Origin of the sequence: Paenibacillus endophyticus, assembly GCF_014192395.1 — a bacterium.
In the GTDB taxonomy this organism is placed as follows: domain Bacteria; phylum Bacillota; class Bacilli; order Paenibacillales; family Paenibacillaceae; genus Pristimantibacillus; species Pristimantibacillus endophyticus.
The window spans coordinates 447,219-465,932 of the sequence record NZ_JACHXW010000001.1 but is presented as its reverse complement, the minus strand read 5'-3'; the positions used below and the strand labels follow the sequence as shown (position 1 = coordinate 465,932).

15 protein-coding genes and 2 pseudogenes are annotated in these 18,714 nt (G+C 49.2%); 1 reads left to right on the top strand and 16 read right to left on the bottom strand.

The annotated features are described in order from the left end of the window. From FHS16_RS02000 to FHS16_RS32185, 4 genes and pseudogenes are all read right to left on the bottom strand, one after another. Window positions 1-1,286, bottom strand: a 1,286-nt coding sequence (locus tag FHS16_RS02000) for a CBM9 family sugar-binding protein (protein ID WP_183558126.1), incomplete at its 3' end; no start/stop codon positions are given. A gap of 509 nt (window positions 1,287-1,795) precedes the next feature. After that, window positions 1,796-2,273, bottom strand: a pseudogene (locus FHS16_RS01995) (sigma-70 family RNA polymerase sigma factor). Window positions 2,274-2,535: 262 nt separating this feature from the next. After that, entirely contained in the window at window positions 2,536-3,237 is a 702-nt protein-coding gene (sigK, locus tag FHS16_RS01990) for an RNA polymerase sporulation sigma factor SigK (protein WP_053374990.1), read from the bottom strand. A 303-nt stretch (window positions 3,238-3,540) separates the two neighbouring features. Continuing rightward, window positions 3,541-3,666 (bottom strand): hypothetical protein, encoded by a 126-nt coding sequence (locus FHS16_RS32185; protein WP_281378966.1) that lies wholly within the window; start codon window positions 3,664-3,666, stop codon window positions 3,541-3,543. 41 nt (window positions 3,667-3,707) lie between these two features. Here FHS16_RS32185 and FHS16_RS01985 point away from each other — a divergent pair, with 41 nt between their 5' ends. Continuing rightward, window positions 3,708-3,959, top strand: a complete 252-nt coding sequence (locus tag FHS16_RS01985; protein WP_183558123.1) for a hypothetical protein — start codon at window positions 3,708-3,710, stop codon at window positions 3,957-3,959. Window positions 3,960-4,049: 90 nt separating this feature from the next. On the opposite strand, the gene FHS16_RS32365 is transcribed toward FHS16_RS01985, so the two are convergent. From FHS16_RS32365 to FHS16_RS32180, 12 genes and pseudogenes are all read right to left on the bottom strand, one after another. Further along, window positions 4,050-4,415, bottom strand: a complete 366-nt coding sequence (locus FHS16_RS32365) for an integrase core domain-containing protein (protein ID WP_312890749.1) — start codon at window positions 4,413-4,415, stop codon at window positions 4,050-4,052. A gap of 15 nt (window positions 4,416-4,430) precedes the next feature. Further along, window positions 4,431-4,706, bottom strand: a complete 276-nt coding sequence (locus FHS16_RS31550) for an IS3 family transposase (protein WP_312890748.1) — start codon at window positions 4,704-4,706, stop codon at window positions 4,431-4,433. 704 nt (window positions 4,707-5,410) lie between these two features. After that, window positions 5,411-6,256, bottom strand: a pseudogene (locus FHS16_RS01975) (formylglycine-generating enzyme family protein). Between the two features lie 184 nt (window positions 6,257-6,440). Further along, window positions 6,441-6,977 carry a chromate transporter gene (locus FHS16_RS01970; protein ID WP_312890746.1) on the bottom strand — a complete coding sequence of 179 codons (537 nt, stop codon included), beginning with the start codon at window positions 6,975-6,977 and terminating at the stop codon, window positions 6,441-6,443. A gap of 11 nt (window positions 6,978-6,988) precedes the next feature. Next, the gene (locus FHS16_RS01965) at window positions 6,989-7,642 is read right to left on the bottom strand and encodes a chromate transporter (RefSeq protein ID WP_183558120.1); all 654 of its coding nucleotides are present in this window, start codon (window positions 7,640-7,642) and stop codon (window positions 6,989-6,991) included. Between the two features lie 524 nt (window positions 7,643-8,166). Beyond that, window positions 8,167-8,514, bottom strand: a complete 348-nt coding sequence (locus FHS16_RS01960) for a hypothetical protein (RefSeq protein ID WP_221226229.1) — start codon at window positions 8,512-8,514, stop codon at window positions 8,167-8,169. A 78-nt stretch (window positions 8,515-8,592) separates the two neighbouring features. Next, entirely contained in the window at window positions 8,593-9,564 is a 972-nt protein-coding gene (locus FHS16_RS01955) for an ABC transporter permease (RefSeq protein WP_183558118.1), read from the bottom strand. After that, window positions 9,557-10,468 carry an ABC transporter ATP-binding protein gene (locus tag FHS16_RS01950; protein ID WP_183558115.1) on the bottom strand — a complete coding sequence of 304 codons (912 nt, stop codon included), beginning with the start codon at window positions 10,466-10,468 and terminating at the stop codon, window positions 9,557-9,559. Before FHS16_RS01950 ends, FHS16_RS01955 begins: the two co-directional genes overlap by 8 nt. Further along, a complete protein-coding gene (locus tag FHS16_RS01945) occupies window positions 10,465-11,259 on the bottom strand; it encodes a GDSL-type esterase/lipase family protein (RefSeq protein WP_183558113.1) in 795 nt (264 codons plus the stop codon). The genes FHS16_RS01950 and FHS16_RS01945 overlap by 4 nt, the downstream gene beginning before the upstream one ends. A gap of 33 nt (window positions 11,260-11,292) precedes the next feature. Next, the gene (locus FHS16_RS01940) at window positions 11,293-12,021 is read right to left on the bottom strand and encodes a uracil-DNA glycosylase family protein (protein WP_183558111.1); all 729 of its coding nucleotides are present in this window, start codon (window positions 12,019-12,021) and stop codon (window positions 11,293-11,295) included. Between the two features lie 29 nt (window positions 12,022-12,050). Beyond that, window positions 12,051-13,832, bottom strand: a complete 1,782-nt coding sequence (locus tag FHS16_RS01935) for a glycerophosphodiester phosphodiesterase (RefSeq protein ID WP_183558109.1) — start codon at window positions 13,830-13,832, stop codon at window positions 12,051-12,053. Window positions 13,833-14,083: 251 nt separating this feature from the next. Beyond that, complete coding sequence (locus FHS16_RS32180; RefSeq protein WP_183558107.1) at window positions 14,084-18,655, bottom strand: rhamnogalacturonan lyase family protein; 4,572 nt, start codon at window positions 18,653-18,655, stop codon at window positions 14,084-14,086. Window positions 18,656-18,714: the final 59 nt, after the last annotated feature.

Below are 18,714 nucleotides of genomic sequence, written 5' to 3'. Positions count from 1 at the left end.
GGTGAACCGGTCAACAAAGCATCTCCGAACAAGCTAGGGTTCTGGTAAGCGTTCGCCGTGCCGTCGTTCCAAGCTATTTGGGAATCACGAGTGCCGCCGGTATCGTCGTCGTTAATCATGAGGTCGAATCCAAAGGTCATATTGGAGGTTGGCGTCTTCCCGAGCGTCGACCAAGGAATTTTCACCTCGATTCGGTACCCTCCCGTTCGAAGCGCCGAAGCCACCGTAATACCGGTTGTCGCGTTATGCTTATGCTCTACGAAGGATGTCTCCCCGTAGCCGAACTGATACATAAAATCGTCTGCGCCATATGTCGTGGAATGATTATGATTCATGTCGAAATACAGATCGATTCCATCGTCGTCTGAGATGGTGGAGGAATCATTTTGGACGACATCGTCCGTAATATCAGCCATTACGTATACGTACGAGCTGTCCCACATCACGCCGAAGCTTCCAGACAAGTCGGAGCTCCCAGCAATCGAGCCAAGCGAAACCTTCGTAATCGGCTGTATCACTTTCCCGCTCCAGGCGGCATCCAGACTGCCGTCAACGGTAATAGGCGTTGATGTGGACGGAATGGATACCGCTCCTGGCGCCCCCGTCAACGAAGCATCTCCGAACAGGCTTGGACTCTGGTAGGCGTTCGCCGTACCGTCGCTCCAGGCCATTTGGGAATCGCGCGTGCCGCCAGTGTCGTCGTCGTTGATCATGAGATCGAAGCCGAAGGTCATACTGGAGGACGGCGTCTTCCCGAGCGTCGACCATGGAATTTTCACCTCGATCCGGTACCCTCCAGTTCTAAGCGCCGATGCCACCGTGATGCCGGCTGTCGCGTTATGCTTATGTTCGACGATAGCCGTCTCCCCGTAACCGAACTGATACATAAAATCGTCTGCGCCGTATGTCGCGGAATGGTTATGGTTCATGTCAAAATAAAGATCGATGCCGTCGTCGTCCGAGATGGTAGAGGAATCATTCTGAACGACATCATCCGTAATATCGGCCATTACATATACGTACGAGCTGTCCCACATCACGCCGAAGCTTCCGGACAGATCGGAGCTCCCCGCAACCGTACCTAGCGATACCTTGGCTATTGACTCCGTGACCTTTCCGTTCCAGGCGGTATCCAGGCTGCCGTCCACGACAATTTCCGTCGGCGTGTACGATGCGTTCGCCGGATTGGCGGCAAATACCCGCTCCGGCACATTCTGCGCGAACAGACTTCCTCCCAATAACGCCACGCTTAAAAATACCGCGATTTTCCTCCTTAATTTGTTCATCATCATTGCCTCCCTCATCCCTAGTTATTGGCACGGTCCGGTTTCGTGCCCCAATCCCCCCAAGCTGTCGGCAAAACTCTCGCTGCCCTACGCAAACGTAACATGGTCGAACGACGCTGCTGCGATCACCTCCCCAAACTACTTCAAGAATCCGCTTTCATTTTGGATGCTCTCTCAGTATAAGAGCTTCCTAAACGCGATAATAACGAAAATCTTAACTTTATCAGCCTGAAAGCATGGAATATTTTAAGGTAGCGCCTCCAGAATTATAGATAGCAAATAATAGAGTATTGCGGACTTAGTCGAAAAAACAAAAAAGCCTCTCCCTTCTTGTCGAAGAAAGCGGCTGTATTCAGGAAAAATGCATACATATTTCATGGTGTTCTTGTTTTCTTCGCCAATATAATAATTGATATTAGCTATTAAACGCCTTATTTAATCCTTACGTTTGATTATTCGTTGATTATGAATCGGTAGAGACTTTCAGATATTCGGACCGTCGTCTAGAGTTAGTTCCAACTCACATAACTCCGACTAATCCCCAATTCCTTTGCAATCTCCCGCTGCATCTGTTCATCCCCGCCGTGCAACAACCCAAATCGTCCAATGACGACGTCTTTCTCGCGGCCATCCATTATGTTCAAATTCTTATAAATCTTGCTCTTCTCAATCTTCAGCTGCAACTTATCCACGATATCATCGGCCTCCGTGCCGAGTATATCGATCAACGTAATCTCATTGCCTTCCTTATCCGTGCCGATCGGGTCATGCAGCGATACGTCCTTGCGTGTCTTCTTCAATGAGCGGAGATGCATAAGTATTTCGTTCTCAATACAGCGAGCCGCGAACGTCGCACTTCGTGCCTTTCCCGGTTTGAAAGCTCTCGATCGCTTTGATCAATCCAATCGTGCCGATGGAGATTAGATCCTCTAAATCTTCCCCGGTATTATCGAATTTTTTGACTATGTGTACACAAGCTGATGTAATTAATTCACTACGGTCTCATCGCTGCCAGCGATAGGAATAGGTTAAGATTTAATACGTTGATGTAGGTTAATTCCTTATTAAATAAGGGTTTGTTCCTATAAAATAATGTTCATGTTTCCGCACTCCACATGTGTTGAGTATGTAAACAGTAAAAAACCAAACGACATCTCTGCCATTTGGTTTCATTTATTGAAACAACATCTGATTTCCCTATTATAAACAGTCAATAAAATCGGATGTTCTGCATGAGCTTAAATCAGTCTCAACGCTTCGCCTTATAAAACTCATGATAAAGCTTCATCAGTGCCCTTTTCTCAATCCGCGACACGTAGCTTCGACTAATCCCCAGTTCCTTCGCAATCTCCCGCTGCGTCCGCTCATCCCCCCCATGCTCAAGCCCGAAGCGCCCAATCACAACTTCTTTTTCACGATCATCGAGTATATCCAAATTCTTATATATCTTACTCTTCTCAATCTTGAGCTGCACCTTATCCACGATATCATCAGCCTCTGTACCGAGGATATCAATCAACGTAATCTCATTACCTTCCTTATCCGTACCAATCGGATCGTGAAGCGATACGTCCTTGCGTGTCTTTTTTAAAGACCGTAGATGCATAAGTATTTCGTTCTCAATACAGCGAGCCGCGAACGTCGCAAGCTTTGTGCCTTTACCAGTCTGAAAGCTCTCGATCGCCTTGATCAATCCAATCGTCCCGATCGAGATCAAGTCCTCGAGATCCTCACCGGTATTATCGAATTTTTTGACTATGTGAGCGACTAAGCGGAGATTATGCTCAATAAGCAAGTTACGGGAACGCTGATTACCTTCTGCCATTAATTGCAAATGCTTGGTTTCTTCCTCCTCTTGAAGAGGCTGGGGAAACGCGTTGTTTTTGACATAAGAGACGAGCAATGAAAGCTGCTTAATGAATAGCGCTATCGCTGAGAATAATCCAGGCATTGAACCGTACACCCCCACGTTGTATTTACTTAGTTAATAAGCTCTTCTAAGCAAATTGAAGTCTGTTCTTTAGTGTATGTGGGTAACAGCCTATACGTGCATGTACGCTTGAATCGAGGCAGAATTCACATCATGCTTCGTCCCCTTTAGCTTTGTATCTCTACATATACATTAACATCCATTTCATTTAACTCCTCATCTGCAGACTAGGCCTGCATGCAAAGAAAAGACGACCAGCAAGCCCAAAAGGGAATGACGGCTGTCTCTTTCTGTTACTCGATTTTTTGCGTATATCTCAACCTTTTATTCGATGCCTTGCTCTTTCGCCTTCGCGTTCACTTCTTCGATCATTTTATCGAGTTCCTTGGACCTATAGCCGTCAACAATCTTCTGCCATGTCTTCTCTACGGAATCCTTCGACAACATCACAATCAGCAGGTCGCCGTGATCAACCTCTCATCGAGAATGCGATGACTCACGGCCTGGAGCCGCATGCCAGCGGTGGAAAAGCCATCGATCAAGCGGAGCTCCAGGAAGACAGCCACATGGAGATTATCGTTACGGATGACGGCGTCGGCATGGAACCGGAACGTCTCGAGCAGCTCAAAATCACACCTTCAACATTCAATTCCGTTACGTCATCCGAAATAAAACCAAGCAGGAAGGAGCGGCTAGCCGCAATCCTCCACACACGCGAAGAAAAAGCCGATCCCATCATGTGAACTGTAACCCCGATTATGGACATTTAATAAAAAGTGTTACGCCGAAAGTAGATGGCTCCTGTATTCGTCAGGAGTCATCTTTTTTAACCCTTATTGATAGCGAGATGTGTTGTACTTTAGGATGTATTCGTTAACTCTTTGACGAAGCTCCTCTATGGTTTGGCAGTCTTCATAATCCATCTCATCTTTCATATGACCAAAGAATGACTCCATGGGCGCGTTGTCCCAGCATTTTCCTTTTCGTGACATGGATTGTTTAAAACCTGCAAGCTTTACTTTCTGTTGAAATAGTGGATGAGTATAATGCATGCCTTGATCTGAATGAAAGATTGCATCCGGATGAACGTTGTAATCTAAGCTACTTAGCAGCTGCTCTAACGTCTTCTCTGCAATACTGAGTTCCAAGGATGTGGATACAACATGTGCAGGTATTTGCTTCGTCGCTCCATCCTTCACACAGGAAAGGTAAGCCTATTGGCCTTTTCCGTATCGTATATAGGTGATATCGGTTAGTAGCACTTTACCAGGTTCTCCTTGATCAAAATTACGATCTAAGTGGTTCGGGCACGTTCTATGCTCTTGTGTAGCTTTAGCCAGTTTACGATATGGATTTGCTTGTCGTACTTTGGCAACTAAGTTATATTTGCGCATAAGTCTTCGAATTTTCTTATGATACATGACAACATCATCTTCCCGTTCCAGATGCATTTTAATCGTGAGGGCACCCGCTTTAGCGTTAAGAGCCACGAAGTGTTCCTTAATGAGTTCGTAATCCTGCTCGTCCGCGTACTCACGATCTTGCCTTGACGGTTCCGCCTTTACCCACCGAGAGTATCCACTTCGGCTTACCCCTGCAAGGTTGCATAAATACCCGGTTAGGCCTTTTATATTGTAATTTCGAATAGTAGCTTCGATGAGCTCAAAGGTCTCAGAAGGTGTTAGCGATCGCGCTTCATCTTAGCTTCAGTACGTTTAAGCTTCTCTTCTGGGGTCAGCTCCTTAGAAGTGTGCCGGCCTGTACTAGCTCTGCCTCTGCGATCCATTAACAATCCCTCCTCTCCGTAGCTTCTTTACGAGCTCCTCCAACGGTTTAGTCATTTGTGAGGGTTATTTGTACCGATGACAACAACGTCAAATCCAGCATCAAGGAAAATTTGCATAGGTGCGCTGCCACTCTCGTAAGATTGGACTGCGTGAAGTTTAAACTCAGGTGTATATGAAATGGATTTCTCCGATACGTGAACGACATTGGGATTAGACTCAAGTAATCTCATTTGTGATGGTGTGAAACAGCTACGTTTAGTCATGATGTTAGTATCCCTCGTTCGATTTAGTAAATTTAATTTAAACACAAAAACCCGAAAGATGGGCACTTTTTTTAAAGTGTCTATCTTTCGGGTCACAGTTCAAGGTGGCGCCACTCTTATCGCTTGTTAATCATCCAGCTATCTTTAGATATCCATCACTACTCGAAAACCGCAATTCCCAGTCGAGCTGTCTGGCGTGTTTGAGCTTCGTGCCGCTACCCGATAACGGTTGCAATAGGAGCGATGGCACAAGTATGAACCGCCTCTCATCGACCGGTTGCCAGTCTCATGCAAGCAGCGGGGCTTAATGTTTGAAGTTTGCCTGTGATAATCGGGACTGAACCAATCCGCGCACCATTCCCATACATTTCCTGATACATTATACAAGCCATAACCGTTTGGTTCGAATGACCGTACAGGAGCCGTTCCGACAAAACCGTCGCTTGCATTGTTTTTAACCGGAAACTTCCCCTGCCAGATGTTGCACATATGCTTGCCGCCTGGCTTTAGCAGATCTCCCCAAGGATAGGTTTTGCCCTTTAAACCGCCGCGTGCCGCATACTCCCATTCCGCTTCCGTCGGCAATCTTGTACCCGACCATTCACAGAAAGCCGCTGCGTCATTCCATGAGACATGGACTACAGGGTGATCCAGCCGATTCTCAATGCTTGAATCAGGTCCCTCCGGGTGATTCCAACTTGCTCCCGCTACGACTAGCCACCATGGGACATGCTGCGGTACGTTCTTGATATTATTCAACGTTTCAACGGATACAAGCAGGTGAAACACAAACGATCATCCGAATTGCTCCGCTTCCGTACGGTAGCCGGTTGCCTTCACGAAAGCTTGAAATTGAGCATTCGTCACCGCGCACGTTGACATTCGGAACGAGTCAAGCTCGACGCTTCGAACCGGACCTTCCCCGTCACTTGGAAACCCTTCGTTTGCAGTCGTTCCCATATCAAAGCTGCCAGCAGGGATGACGACCATGTCCAAATTCAGACCCGATCCAGCAACGGCAGCTGATAATCCTTTTGGGGTCAGCAATTCCACGGTTTCTATGCGTTCCACGTCTACAAGCTGCCTATTTGCAGCGCAACAAGTTTTCAAATGATCCATTTATACCTAACTCTCCTCACAGAAACGAATTCAAACTTGATTCAGCCTCATTCTTTTAATATAGAATAATCCCTGCTGCACCTGCTGCAAGAAGGACAACAATCGGATAAAGCTTATACTTGAACATGGCATACAAACAGCCGAAGCATATCAAAAGCGTAACGAATGTCATCCACGTGAAGCCGGTCTCGTCCCCGCTCAGAAATCCAAAATTGAGGGCCGCATAAATGATGAGCCCCGTTATAATCGGCCGAAAGCCATAAAAAACCGAACGAAACCACTTGCTATTATTAAATCGAAAAAACATCGAAGCAAGTAAAATCACTGCGATGAGCGAGGGTAGAATCATGCCTAACGTCGTCACCAACGCCCCAGCTAAGCCTGCCGTTTTATACCCGACTAGAGTCGCGCTATTCGTTGCAATCGGACCAGGAGTCATGCCGGCAAGCGAAATCATTTCCTGCAATTCACTGCTCGTCATCCAGCCATGGGATTCGATTTCATATTGTATCATCGGAATAACGGCATACCCACCTCCAAATGAAACGGAACCGACCTTCAAGAAGGTAAAGAACAATTCCCAAAGCATCATCTAATCCCCTTTCAAATATAATATTCAGGTTCCAGCATGGTCTTCGCACTACTCCCTGCTTTCTCAGTGTTTACGCTGAGGCCGACCAACTCCTTGCCTCTTACGATGACCAAACCAATGACTAGTCCGAAAAGAATTACAAATAGCGGATTCTTGTGCAGCAAAAGCATGGCGAATAGCGCTGCGGCCATCACGCATGCTGTGGAAATGTCAAATACCGATATCTTGGCCATACGATAGGCTGCCATTAGAATCATAGCAATGACAGCAGCATGAATGCCTCTAAGCGCAGCTTCCACCTTAGGCTCATTACGCAAATAAAAATACGCATAGCTAATTGAAATCACAATAAGAAATGTGGGTAGTGTAAGACCTGCAATCGCAGCAACGGCACCTGTGATGCCCGCTTTCCGATAGCCGATGAGCGCAGCCGCATTCACGGCTACCCCTCCCGGGGCTATCCCTGCCATAGAGAGCATATCTGCCATTTCCACCTCTGTAAACCATTGGCGCTTTACAACGATCTCCCTTTCTATTAGAGGCATCATCGCATAACCTCCACCAAAACTAGCGGGAGCGATTTTGAAAAATGCAAAGAAAAGTTGAGCCAATCGACTAATTGCTGCAAGGAAAATTTTCACTATGACCGCCCCTTTCCCATTCATCTTACCACCTTTAACCCATTTTGGTATAAAGTTTTTTTTATGGCAGGGATTAATTAAATTTATTAATCGTTATGTATTAGTATCCCCATAAAACATTTATGTTTACTTACTATTGACCTTCAGTCTAGAACGATACACTGCTTTGCATTACGTAAAAAGGAAACGTACATCCCACTGTTTGCAGGTCATTTTCGTTCACTCTTTGCTTATGTCTCCAAACAAAAACGCGTATAAGCAGCATAAAATACGAATCGTTAATTCCATAAATCCCCACCTATTTAATAAGTTCTTTGAAAGAATTCGCTGGTTCGCTTGCCGTCATCAGGTTTCCGGGATGTACTCTCATTGAAAAAAGGGCGCCTTCGCCATCTAACGGCAAAAGCACCCTGCTTTTATTTTTTTAATATTCGTATTTATTCGTATTTACTCGTATTTATCCGTATTTATTCGTTTTTAATTCACTTTTATTCGTTATTAATTCCTTATTCATACACTCCAACTGCGCTTATACGCAGCTCATGCCCTTACTTCTTATCCACCTGAAGCAATCGCACGGTCTTCGTCGCGTACGTATCCTTTATCCGTTCCTCAGAAATGACATTCAGCTTGAGCAGGCTCGCGATTTTGGACGTATCGGGCTTCGACAGCATCCGCCAGAGCTCGGGATCAGGAAGCGCCTCATACAGTTTATTCTCATCGAATTCCTTGCGCTCCTGCACCACGATTTTAACTTTGTGGCTGCCGATCTCCAGCTCCCCTGCCTCCTGCTCAGTCAAATACGCTAAAATTTGATTGCGCAGGTCAGAGAGCTCCTGCTCTATTTCTTTTTGCTTTTGTTTTTGCTGATAATATCTGCGTACCGTCTTGTCCATGTCGATCACGCTCCTCTTCTATTACATGCATATGAAGAGAGCCGCCAATTTAGGACAGGACAACATCAGCAAATACGGTTAATAAATATCCTTTCGCATGAAAACGGTAAAGGAAACGAGCAGCGAGCCCAGCATCCATACTGCCAACACGGACAGCGAAAAGCCAAGCGTCATGCCCTCAATAGGAGGCGCCGAGCCGCTGACATAATCCATCAAGCCGAGATTGACCATAAACAAATATTTGGCCGACTCCCACGAGGACACCATATTGCTCAGAATAGCTCCTGATATTAAGCAAGCCAGCATCGTACCCATGCCTGCCGCACTGCTCCGCATCAGAATGGACAGCATGAACGACAGCGTGCCGACAACAACCGAAATAAACCAAGCGAGCCCGAACTGCTGGATAATATATTGCCACTGGGATACAAGGCGCACGCCTGAGATATCCAGCTCCCCGCCTTGCGAGGAGAAGCCCGTCAGTACGGGAGCCGCCCAGCCTTGGTTGCCGAACATGACGGCCGAAACGATGTACGAGAGGGAGCCGAATAAAAAAATAACGACCGAGACCGATAAAATAAGCGCGATATATTTGCTCAACAGAATTTTGAATCGGCTCACCGGACGGGTTAGAAGAAGCTTAATCGTGCCCATACTTCGCTCGGATGACACGATGTCTACCGCGATAATCATGACGAGCAGCGGCAGGAACAGCTCCGCGGAGTTTTGCACGAACCCTCTAATAAAGGTTGGAGCGCCCGGCTCCGAGGGATTCACGTCATTGTCCAAATAATACTGGGATTGCTTGATTTGAATCTGGATTTGCTCGCGCCACTGGCCCGAGCTGCTGAGCCGATTCTGCATATCGACGATTTGCTGCTGCAGCTCCGTGCGCCAGTCCACCGTGCCAAGCCGCTCCCGAATGGATTCGGCTTCCTTCGCCTGCGCGTATGTGAACATGGAGAGCAATACGACAATGATGACGGCAATAACCACGAAGCGGCGTTTCCCAACCAGCTTGGTCATTTCATTCTGAACCAGATTAATCAATCGATTCGCCTCCTGTCAGCTCAAGGAACAGATCCTCAAGCGCCGGCAGCTTGCGGTTCATCTCCAGCACGCTTACTCCGCCTTCAACCAGCCTTCGATTCCATTCTCCAACCTCATGCTCAATATACGGTGTCGTAACCGTATCCTCTGTCTCATTGACAATCGATGCAAGTTCCCGCAATATTGCCTTTCCTTGCTCAATCGGCTCTAACCGCCAGACGAGACGCTCTTCGCTCGACAATAGCTGTTGAACCGAATCGACGCGAATAATTTCACCCTTTGAAATAATCGCAACCCGGTCGCACATCAGCTGAATTTCATGAAGCAAATGGCTGGATACGAGCACCGTTAACCCTTCCTCTTCCGCCAAAAAGCGAATAAAGGCGCGCATCTCCCGAATGCCGGAGGGATCGAGTCCGTTCGTCGGCTCATCGAGAATGAGCACATCCGGCTTGCCCAGCAGCGCCTGGGCAATGCCAAGCCGCTGCCGCATGCCTAGCGAATACGTGCTTACCTTGTCATTCATGCGATCCTGCATGCCGACCAAGCGCACGACCTCATCAATCCTAGCCTGCGTGATTCCGCTAATCATCACCGCGAAGTGGCGCAGATTGTCCATGCCCGTTAAGAATGGATACAGCTCCGGGTTCTCGACAATGCAGCCCAAATGCCTCATCGCCTTCGTAAAATGCTTCGCAATATCCAGCCCGCATATATGTATCGTACCTGAGGTAGGCTTGATCAACCCGACCAGCATCCGAATCGTCGTCGTTTTCCCCGCGCCATTCGGCCCTAGAAAACCGAATACTTCTCCCCGTTTCAGCTCGAAGCTCAAATCCTTGATGATCGTCCGTTTGCCAATGACCTTCCGCAGCCCCTGCACCGATAATGTAATGTCGCTCATCGTTGTCCTCCTTCTCCGGCTCCGGCAATTAATGCGGCTACCCGTTCCGCCATTAGCGCGTATCCCTTCTCGTTCGGGTGGAAATGATCCGTAAACAAAAAGTCGTTTACATTCTGCTGGAATAGATCGTATGTAGGAACGTAAACGGTTTTCGCATCCTTGGCGAGCAATTCAGACGCTTTGAAATTCCAGCCTCGAACGACGCCGGACAACAGCTCGCCATTCTCAAATTCGACGAATGGATTGTACAAGCCAAGCAAATATACGGTTGCCTCCGTATTCACAGCACGCACGCCATCGAGAATAGTCTGCAGCTGCAGAAGATAAGCATCCTCCAAGCTAGTTATGCTTGCTTCAGAAACATCAGACAGCGTCTGTCCCCCAAGAAAAAGGTCATTGCCCCCAATGGTCATAAGGATAATATCCGCTTGTCCAAGCTGGCGCCCGATTTCCTTCTCCTTCATTTGCTCGGCGAGCAGCGGCGCGGTTAATCCTTTGATGCCCAAATTGATCAGAGATATTTCCTTGCCCGCTTCTTTAAGCCGGTCGCTCACATAGCCGACATACCCTTTGCCTTCAATATCGCCCGTGCCTCTCGTTAAGGAATCGCCCAACGCGACGATTTTCAGCGCGCCAGTCTCGTCAACCTGATCCTCCTCAGCGGAAGACAAGGGCGCCGAGCTAGGCGTGCCAAGCATATAATCCTTTAACGTCCAGCCTAATCCGAATAACCATAACAGACATGTTAATAGCGCAAAAACAGTTATAAAACGAACCCTTTTGCTGTGCATCCTCCATGATTCCCCGCTTTCAAATATGATCCTCTAGCTGCCAAACCAGTCGCTAACCTTCTGCTGCATCGTTGCCTTGTGCTGCTCGAACTGCTTTTTGCGGTGTCCGTTGGCACCGGAAGGATGCGGCATATCAAACAAGCAGCGTTCTCCGTTCAACCAGCCCTTTGAGACAAAAGCTTGTACAACCTCCGATACGGCTTTGCCGAGCGGTATGATCAGTGCATCCTTCACTTCCTGAAGCTCAGGCAGAAGGATGCTCTCGGCGTAGCGGTAGAGCAGCTCCGATTTCAGAATTGGCGGGCTATGCCCGGTATAGTTTTTTCCCTGCTGGAACACCGGATAGCGAATGGCAGAGGTCGTATGCAGCAAATCTCTCCGTTCCTCGAACAACGCGCGGCAGCTTGGTATTCCCAGGCGATCCGAGAGGGCGATCGCATCAAGCATTTCGATTAGGTTGCTTCTCATCGAGCCCGCAAAGCTCCCAAGCTTCTTGGCACGCTGATCAATGAGCGTAAGCGGCACTCCGCTAAGCAGATCGTCGCGCGCGCTTCGTATAGCGATCTCCATCTGGGTGAAGCCCGGCGTAATGCCGATGATCATGACCTTCGCTTCAGCATTCACATATTCATACGGCACGTAATAAATCGACATATTCGGCTGCTCGTCAAGGAGCAGCTCCTCCACAAACAGCTGCTCCTTAGTCAAGCTGCCCGGTGGGAGCGACATAAGGAACGCTTTGTATGTTTCAATTTGAGTCATCTGCCCCGCTCCCTTCCCTAATCTCGCCATTACATTTTAACCTCTACCAAATTATGGGCGCGTGCTGGATAATCTGTAATAATGCCGTCAATCTCGAATTTAAGCACTTCCCTTAAATTGCGCTCGCTGTTCACCGTCCACACCCATACCTCTCGGCCTTTTTTATGCGCGCGCTCAACAAACGCCTCGGTCAGCATTACCTGCTCAATCGTATAGAAATCCACATCAAGCAGGGAAAGATCACCCACTGCAAAATAAAGAATTTGTCCAATCTTGATATCCGGATTCAGTGACCTTATCTGCTGGAGCGTCTGCCGATCGAAGGATTGGATATAACAATCCTCGATCATATCGAATTGTTCGATCAGCGTTACGACCGCCTTAGCCAGCTCCTCGCCAGCGCCGTATGGCTTCAAATCCACGATCAGCTTCGCTTTTCCCTGCACCTCCGCCAACACTTCAGCCAGCATAGGAATCCGGTCTATTTCATCGCCTTCTTCGCTGCCCGGTCCGATGCTTAGACTTGCGACCTCATCATAGCTTAGCTCGCTCACCTGCTTCGACACGCCAGCCATACGCCGCATATTATAGTCGTGGTGAAGGACGACAACACCGTCCTTCGTTAGCTGGACATCGATCTCAACAGCATCGACGCCCTGTTCCACCGAGCTTCTGACTGCCCGAAGCGAGTTCTCCGGCGCAGCCATGGAATCGCCGCGGTGCGCCGATAAGAGCACGCTCCATTTGACATAAACCAGATTATCATTCGCTGCATAGCTGACTGCAAGGGCCAAAGCCAGATAGACAGCCGTTATGGTAAGGTATAAGACACGCGTGCGGCTTCTTCTCTCCAAGTAGGCGAACAAGCGCTTCTCTAGCGGTCCGAACCATCGGCTCTTATACAAGCGAAGCTGATCGAACGGCTTTACGCCAGGCTGTCGGTTGAACTGGTAATACAGCCTGGTCAGGAAAATCATATTAATGGGCACGAGCAGTAGCGTAAACATATAGGTAAGAACGGTCGAGAGCGTTAATGAATATTGATTCGTGATGAACTTCAACACATTGTTGTCGAGCCAAGAAGGCAAATACGCGATGGATGAGATGGTCATAAAGCCGAGTGAAAACACAAGCGCATTGAGCAGAAACAAATTGATGAAAATCGACAGCCTTTTGCCCTTCGTCAGCACTAGGCTGCTTCTGATTGCTGCGCGAATCGATTTATTCTCGATCATAATGAAGTGAAGAACAAAAATCCATCGCAGCACAGTGTACAGCCCCGCCAATAACAATGCGCCATACAACGCGAGCATCATCATCGATGAGCTCATAATACGGCTATTGAAGAAGATCGGTACGTTAAATTGGGCGTAAAGGGAAGATGAAAGCGGTGAATCGATGAACGGGAAAATAATCAGCAAGAAAAATACGAGCTGGATAATACCGAAACCAAACAGCTTGGGGGTTTGCCGAAGCGTCGTGAGAAGCGCGTCTGAGATGAGCACCTTTTTCCCAAAATAATGCTGCTGGGCGATCGTGATTATGACGCCGAATTCAATAAACAGCACGAGCATCGCCACGAAACAAATGGCAATTAATCCGCCGACGCCTGCATAGCTGAGGCCGATTTTGTAAAACTCGCCGTTCAGCACCGAGCCCGATCCGACCACCCGGATAATCCGGTTAAATATAAATGAGATAATCGGGATAATGACAAAGCTGGTAAGCAGCATGAACAAATATTCGAATACCAAATGTTTTTTGTACGTGTCTCGGAAATCCCGAATACTTCGCCCTAGACGTTGTAGCATGAACATTCATCCTATTCCTTTTGTTGTCAAAAGCACGGAGGCAAGCGGCATATCCAAATGTCTCCACTTTCTATTATAGCGATGACCCCACCCCCGCGTCGAATCGACCCCTGAATCAGCAAAAAGCATCCAGCTTCTTCGCATTGAAGAAGCTGGATGCTTGAACCTTTATTCCACTCTCATGACAGAGTCATGACGCTCTCCTCCAGGAAGCCGAGGAGGAGCAGTAGAACCGTGAGTGTCCGTTATTTCTACGAAATCGAAAGCTGAATCAGCTTATGAATGATGACTGCAGCCTGCGCTCGAGTCGCTGTATCCTTAGGAGCGAATAGGCGCTCGCCGACTCCTTGAATGATACCCGCTGCCTGCATAGCCTTAGCCGCATCCAAAGCGTATCCGTCGATGGCTGCTTCATCCAGGAATGCTGCACTCGGCGCCGTGCTGCCAAGTTTTAGCTGCAACTGCTGTGAAGCGCGATAGGCCATGACCGCCATATCCTGCCTTGATATTTTATCATTCACGCCAAAGCTGCCATCCGCTTTGCCCTGCACGATCCCAAGCTGCTGCGCGGCAGCAATCGAGCTGTAATACCAGCTTCCCTGCTGCAAATCGCTGAGCGTGCTTGTTTCATTGGCGTCTGCAAGATCGAATGCATGCATGAGCATTTTCACAAATTCCGCTCTCGTCACATGTTGTCCGGGCTTAAAGATTTCGTTCCCTACTCCATTAATAATACCTCTAGCAGCAAGCGATTCAATGCTGTCCTTCGCCCAGCTTACATGAGCGATATCCGAAAAGCCTGCTTTCGCGCTTGAAACCGTGTATTGGCTGAAATGGCTCGGAGCAAATACAACCTTGCCGGAAGCCTTGTCGTACGCTCCGTTTTTAACGAGATGAAGCTTGCCTTGCTCATCAATATGATACACCACGATGAAATTCGGATTCTCGCCGGATGCCAGCGCATAGTCAAGCTCCACTTTTACGTTGCCGCCGAAATCCTCGATCTTCTTGCCGTCCACAAGTAGATTCAGATCATACACAGGCTGCGAGGCAGCCGTACTATTGGCTTCCTCGGGTCGTGCAGCTGCTTCGATGATGCGAACCGACAGCTCGAGCTTTGCCGATTCGTTCGTCACGAGTGATTCGAACAGCTTCTTGTTGATCGTTATTTGGGCAAGGCCCAGCCGCACCTCGAACTGATCAATCGCCTTGGCGATGCTGTCCTTTAACGACTGTACTGGTATACTGGCTGTAACTGTCGTGGTTGCTTGGTTAGGCACAACCTCCAGCAGGAGCGACTTTCCTGAAGCCGTGTCCACAGCCTTTGCGATATCAGACGCTTTGAAGTCAGCGGAGGCTTTCCCGTTGTTATCCGCGGATACCGGCAGCTTCACATGACCGTTCCCTGCATTTGTCGTCGGCTGCCCGGTTGAACCGCCGCTTGGCGATTCCGTTACCGCATTTTTGATCGTGTATGTCCATTCTCCAGCAACGCCAGAGCCATCCTTAGCCTGCACACTGACCTTTACCTTGCCCTGTGCAGCCGCAATCAGAAGCCCGCTCTCCGAGATCGTTGCGAGTGTCGTTGCCGAGCCGTCTTCGTTGTATACGGACCAGGTTACCGACTGATCCGTTGCAGCAGCAGGCGTAAATACGGGTGACAGCTGAACTTGCTGCCCGACTGTCCATTCGCTGGATGGAGCGGAGATGCCCAGCTCCTCAGCCTTGATTGTATTCGTTCGAATATTCGGCTGAGATGGCGCTTCCATCTCCGTGCCTAAGAAAAAGCTCGTATGCGGCGGTTGGTTATACCCTGTATTCTGCCAAGCGATACCCGTACGATAAACAGGATCATGCATCAAGGTAGGGATGCGGTGCCCGGTCACATGTGTCGTCGTATAGATCCGCAGCGCGGAGCTATTCTCCGTGCGCACAATGACCTCTTCCCGCCAGTCGCCAAGCAGGTCGGCTTGAAGCACCGGGTTGCCCTTTGTATCATTATTCGAATAGGTTCCGTTGAACTTCTCGAGCGTTACAAGGGCATTATTCTCGTAATCCCACTTGTCGATCTTCGGTATGCCTACCCGCAGCGTATCGCCCTGCCATTCATGATCCAGCAGCTCACGGCTAAGATCGCCATCCCACCAAATCGCGAAGTTGGAGCTCGGAATTTGATTGCTTATTTTCTCCCCTTGCGCGGTGAACAAGCCGCCGGTTGAACTGTTCCATGCACCGTCGATAGCCCATGCTTCCGCGCCTGCATAACGCGGATCAACATCCGCCGACAGTCCCCTGCCCGTATCTATTCCTGTTTGCAGCTGTCCCCACAGCACTCTGCCCGTTCTAGCATCCTTGACGTCAGCCGAGTATTTGACTGAAGTATCCTCTTGCACGGCAAAGAGCTCAAGACCTAATCGATTCGGATCCAAATCGCCTAGATGCATGGCGTCGCCATGACCGAGCCGGGAATTCCACAGCCCTTTCCCATCATGGTCGATGGCCGTTGCTCCCGTAATGATCTCGTCTTTGCCGTCTGCGTCCACATCGGCGACACTAAGCTGATGATTGCCTTGACCTGCATAGCTTTCATTGCCTGGCGTTTTCGAATCGAACGTCCACAGCTTGGTCAGCTTGCCGTCCCTGTAGTTATAAGCTACCAGCACCATTCGGGTATAATAGCCGCGCTGCATAATAACGCTCGGGCGCTCTCCGTCCAAATACGCAATGGCGGCCAGGAACCGGTCAACGCGGTTGCCATAGGCATCTCCCCATTCCGCGACATTGCCTCGTTCAGGCTCGTAGGCTTCCGTAGCCAGCGCTTTGCCCGTGGCGCCTTCGAAGACGGTATGATATTCAGGTCCTGTCAGTATATATCCGCCATCATTCCGGAAATCCGCATTGGCATCGCCAATTACATGGCCTTCTCCGTCAATCGTTCCATCAGCGGTTCGGAAGGTTACCTCCGCCTTGCCGTCGCCATCCAGATCATACACCATCACGTCGAGGTAATGGGCGCCTGCACGGATGTTTTTGCCCAGATCAATACGCCATAGCTGCGTGCCGTCCAATTCGTAGGCGTCCACGTAAAAGTTCCCTGTGTAGCCGCTTTGGGAATTGTCTTTGGCATTGGTTGGATCCCATTTCAATACGATTTCATATTCGCCGTCTCCGTCCAAATCCGCGATGGACGCATCATTCGCTCGGTATGAATACGCCTCCCCTTTAGGCGTTACGCCATCCGCAGGCTTCTGGATCGGCACATCCAGTGAGTTCGTATCCCATACGTCAACGGATTCCGATTGGCGCTGCTCAGTGCCGTCTACGACTGCGCGCACGAAATACGTAGATGCTGAGCTTCCGCCCGCATCTTCGAAGTTCGTGCTACCCGTAATCGGACTCGCATTCACTTTGCTGCCGTCACGGTAAAGGTTGAAGCTGATCGAAGTTGGATCCGTGCCGAGCAGCCTCCAGCCCACATACACATGGCCAGCCTGCTGAACAGCCACTAAGCCGCGATTCAAGCTTTCCATTTGCCGCGCAGCATGCTTGATTGGCACTGCAGTAACCGTCTCCCCGCTGGACTCGGTTATTTCTTCGCCCTCATAGGCAAAAGCGCCTTTAATGACAAAGGTGTATGGCGTGTCATTGATTAAGCCGCCAATCGCCGAGATATAGCGTCCTTTTTCCACGGTGTCTACCAATACGAGAGATTGGTCAACGCTCTTGCGATAGATGCGTGTTTCAAGGTAGGCTGGATCCGCAGGCTCCTCCCACCCGAGCAGCACCTCGGCATCCCTGCCCTCCGCAGCGGGAAAGATCACGTTCGGTGACTTATCCAGCTTGTTGACCGTTACCTTGTACGTTTTGGCAATATCGCTATACGCATTGGAGGCTACGCTAACATTGAAGCTCGTGGAGCTGCCGGTTAAAGCAACTGCCTGTGAAGCCCCGCTTTCCAGACTTGCAGCATCCACCTGAAGCGAAACGCCGCTCGGGTTGCTTGCTGCTGGATTTACCATTACCTCCGACACGTTATAAGGAACTTCAAGCGTATAGCTGCTCACCTTCGGGTCAAATGGCGGTTGAAGGCTCGGAGCGTCATCGCCAGCTTGAATGTTCAGGCTATTCAGAGCCAAATCAAGTGCCGTGACCTTCATATTGGCTAAGTGAAATGCCCCGCCTGCATTCACAAAAAATCCGAAGCTGCTGATTCGCTCGCGCGCGCTGTAGAACGCGTCCGGCCAAACGACCGTCGAATTCGTCGTCAAATCGGTAATGGACACCGAATATTTTTTTTGCGGCGCATTAAACACCATTTTGAACCGGTACCAATGGCTCGAATCATATTGAATTTGATTCTGGGCAGCGGCGTTATGGCGCTTAATGATACCAGCATCCAGCTGATAGCGAAGCGCTGCCGTGTTGGTCGCATTGACCTTGCCTTCCATCACCCATAAGGTTCCGCCATTGTTCGATGGCATTCTCACATCGAATTCAATGACAGTCCCGCCGTCCTGGGCGGCAAATCGCTGTCCGAAATAAGATGAACCGGTAGTTGTATGATGAATAGCCGCATATGTGGAGCCCGTCACCGTATCCGTTTGGAACTGTACGGTGGGAGCCGTTCCTTCCTTTGTCCAATTATTGCCTACGCCTATCACGAAGTCCTCATTCGTGTAGCTGCCGAAATCATCGGATATAAGCGCCGTATCCGCGGCTTGAACGGATGCAAGGTGAAGCGGCATTAGCAGTGACATAACCAGCATACAGCTGAGAAGCTTGGAGAAGAGACGCTTCCCATTCCTTTTACCTGTGTTTTGCATTTCGAAATGTACCTCCCTGGAAATCTGATTGTGCGTTCACGTTTCAAATTCGGTTGGTT

Coding starts and splice junctions, on each gene's coding strand:
- sigK (WP_053374990.1), bottom strand. CDS start 3,237: ATGCCTGGATTATTCTCAGCGATAGCGCTATTCATTAAGCAGCTTTCA.
- FHS16_RS01985 (WP_183558123.1), top strand. CDS start 3,708: ATGACTCACGGCCTGGAGCCGCATGCCAGCGGTGGAAAAGCCATCGAT.
- FHS16_RS01970 (WP_312890746.1), bottom strand. CDS start 6,977: ATGATGCTTTGGGAATTGTTCTTTACCTTCTTGAAGGTCGGTTCCGTT.
- FHS16_RS01965 (WP_183558120.1), bottom strand. CDS start 7,642: ATGAATGGGAAAGGGGCGGTCATAGTGAAAATTTTCCTTGCAGCAATT.
- FHS16_RS01960 (WP_221226229.1), bottom strand. CDS start 8,514: ATGGACAAGACGGTACGCAGATATTATCAGCAAAAACAAAAGCAAAAA.
- FHS16_RS01950 (WP_183558115.1), bottom strand. CDS start 10,468: ATGAGCGACATTACATTATCGGTGCAGGGGCTGCGGAAGGTCATTGGC.
- FHS16_RS01945 (WP_183558113.1), bottom strand. CDS start 11,259: ATGCACAGCAAAAGGGTTCGTTTTATAACTGTTTTTGCGCTATTAACA.
- FHS16_RS01940 (WP_183558111.1), bottom strand. CDS start 12,021: ATGACTCAAATTGAAACATACAAAGCGTTCCTTATGTCGCTCCCACCG.
- FHS16_RS01935 (WP_183558109.1), bottom strand. CDS start 13,832: ATGCTACAACGTCTAGGGCGAAGTATTCGGGATTTCCGAGACACGTAC.
- FHS16_RS32180 (WP_183558107.1), bottom strand. CDS start 18,655: ATGCAAAACACAGGTAAAAGGAATGGGAAGCGTCTCTTCTCCAAGCTT.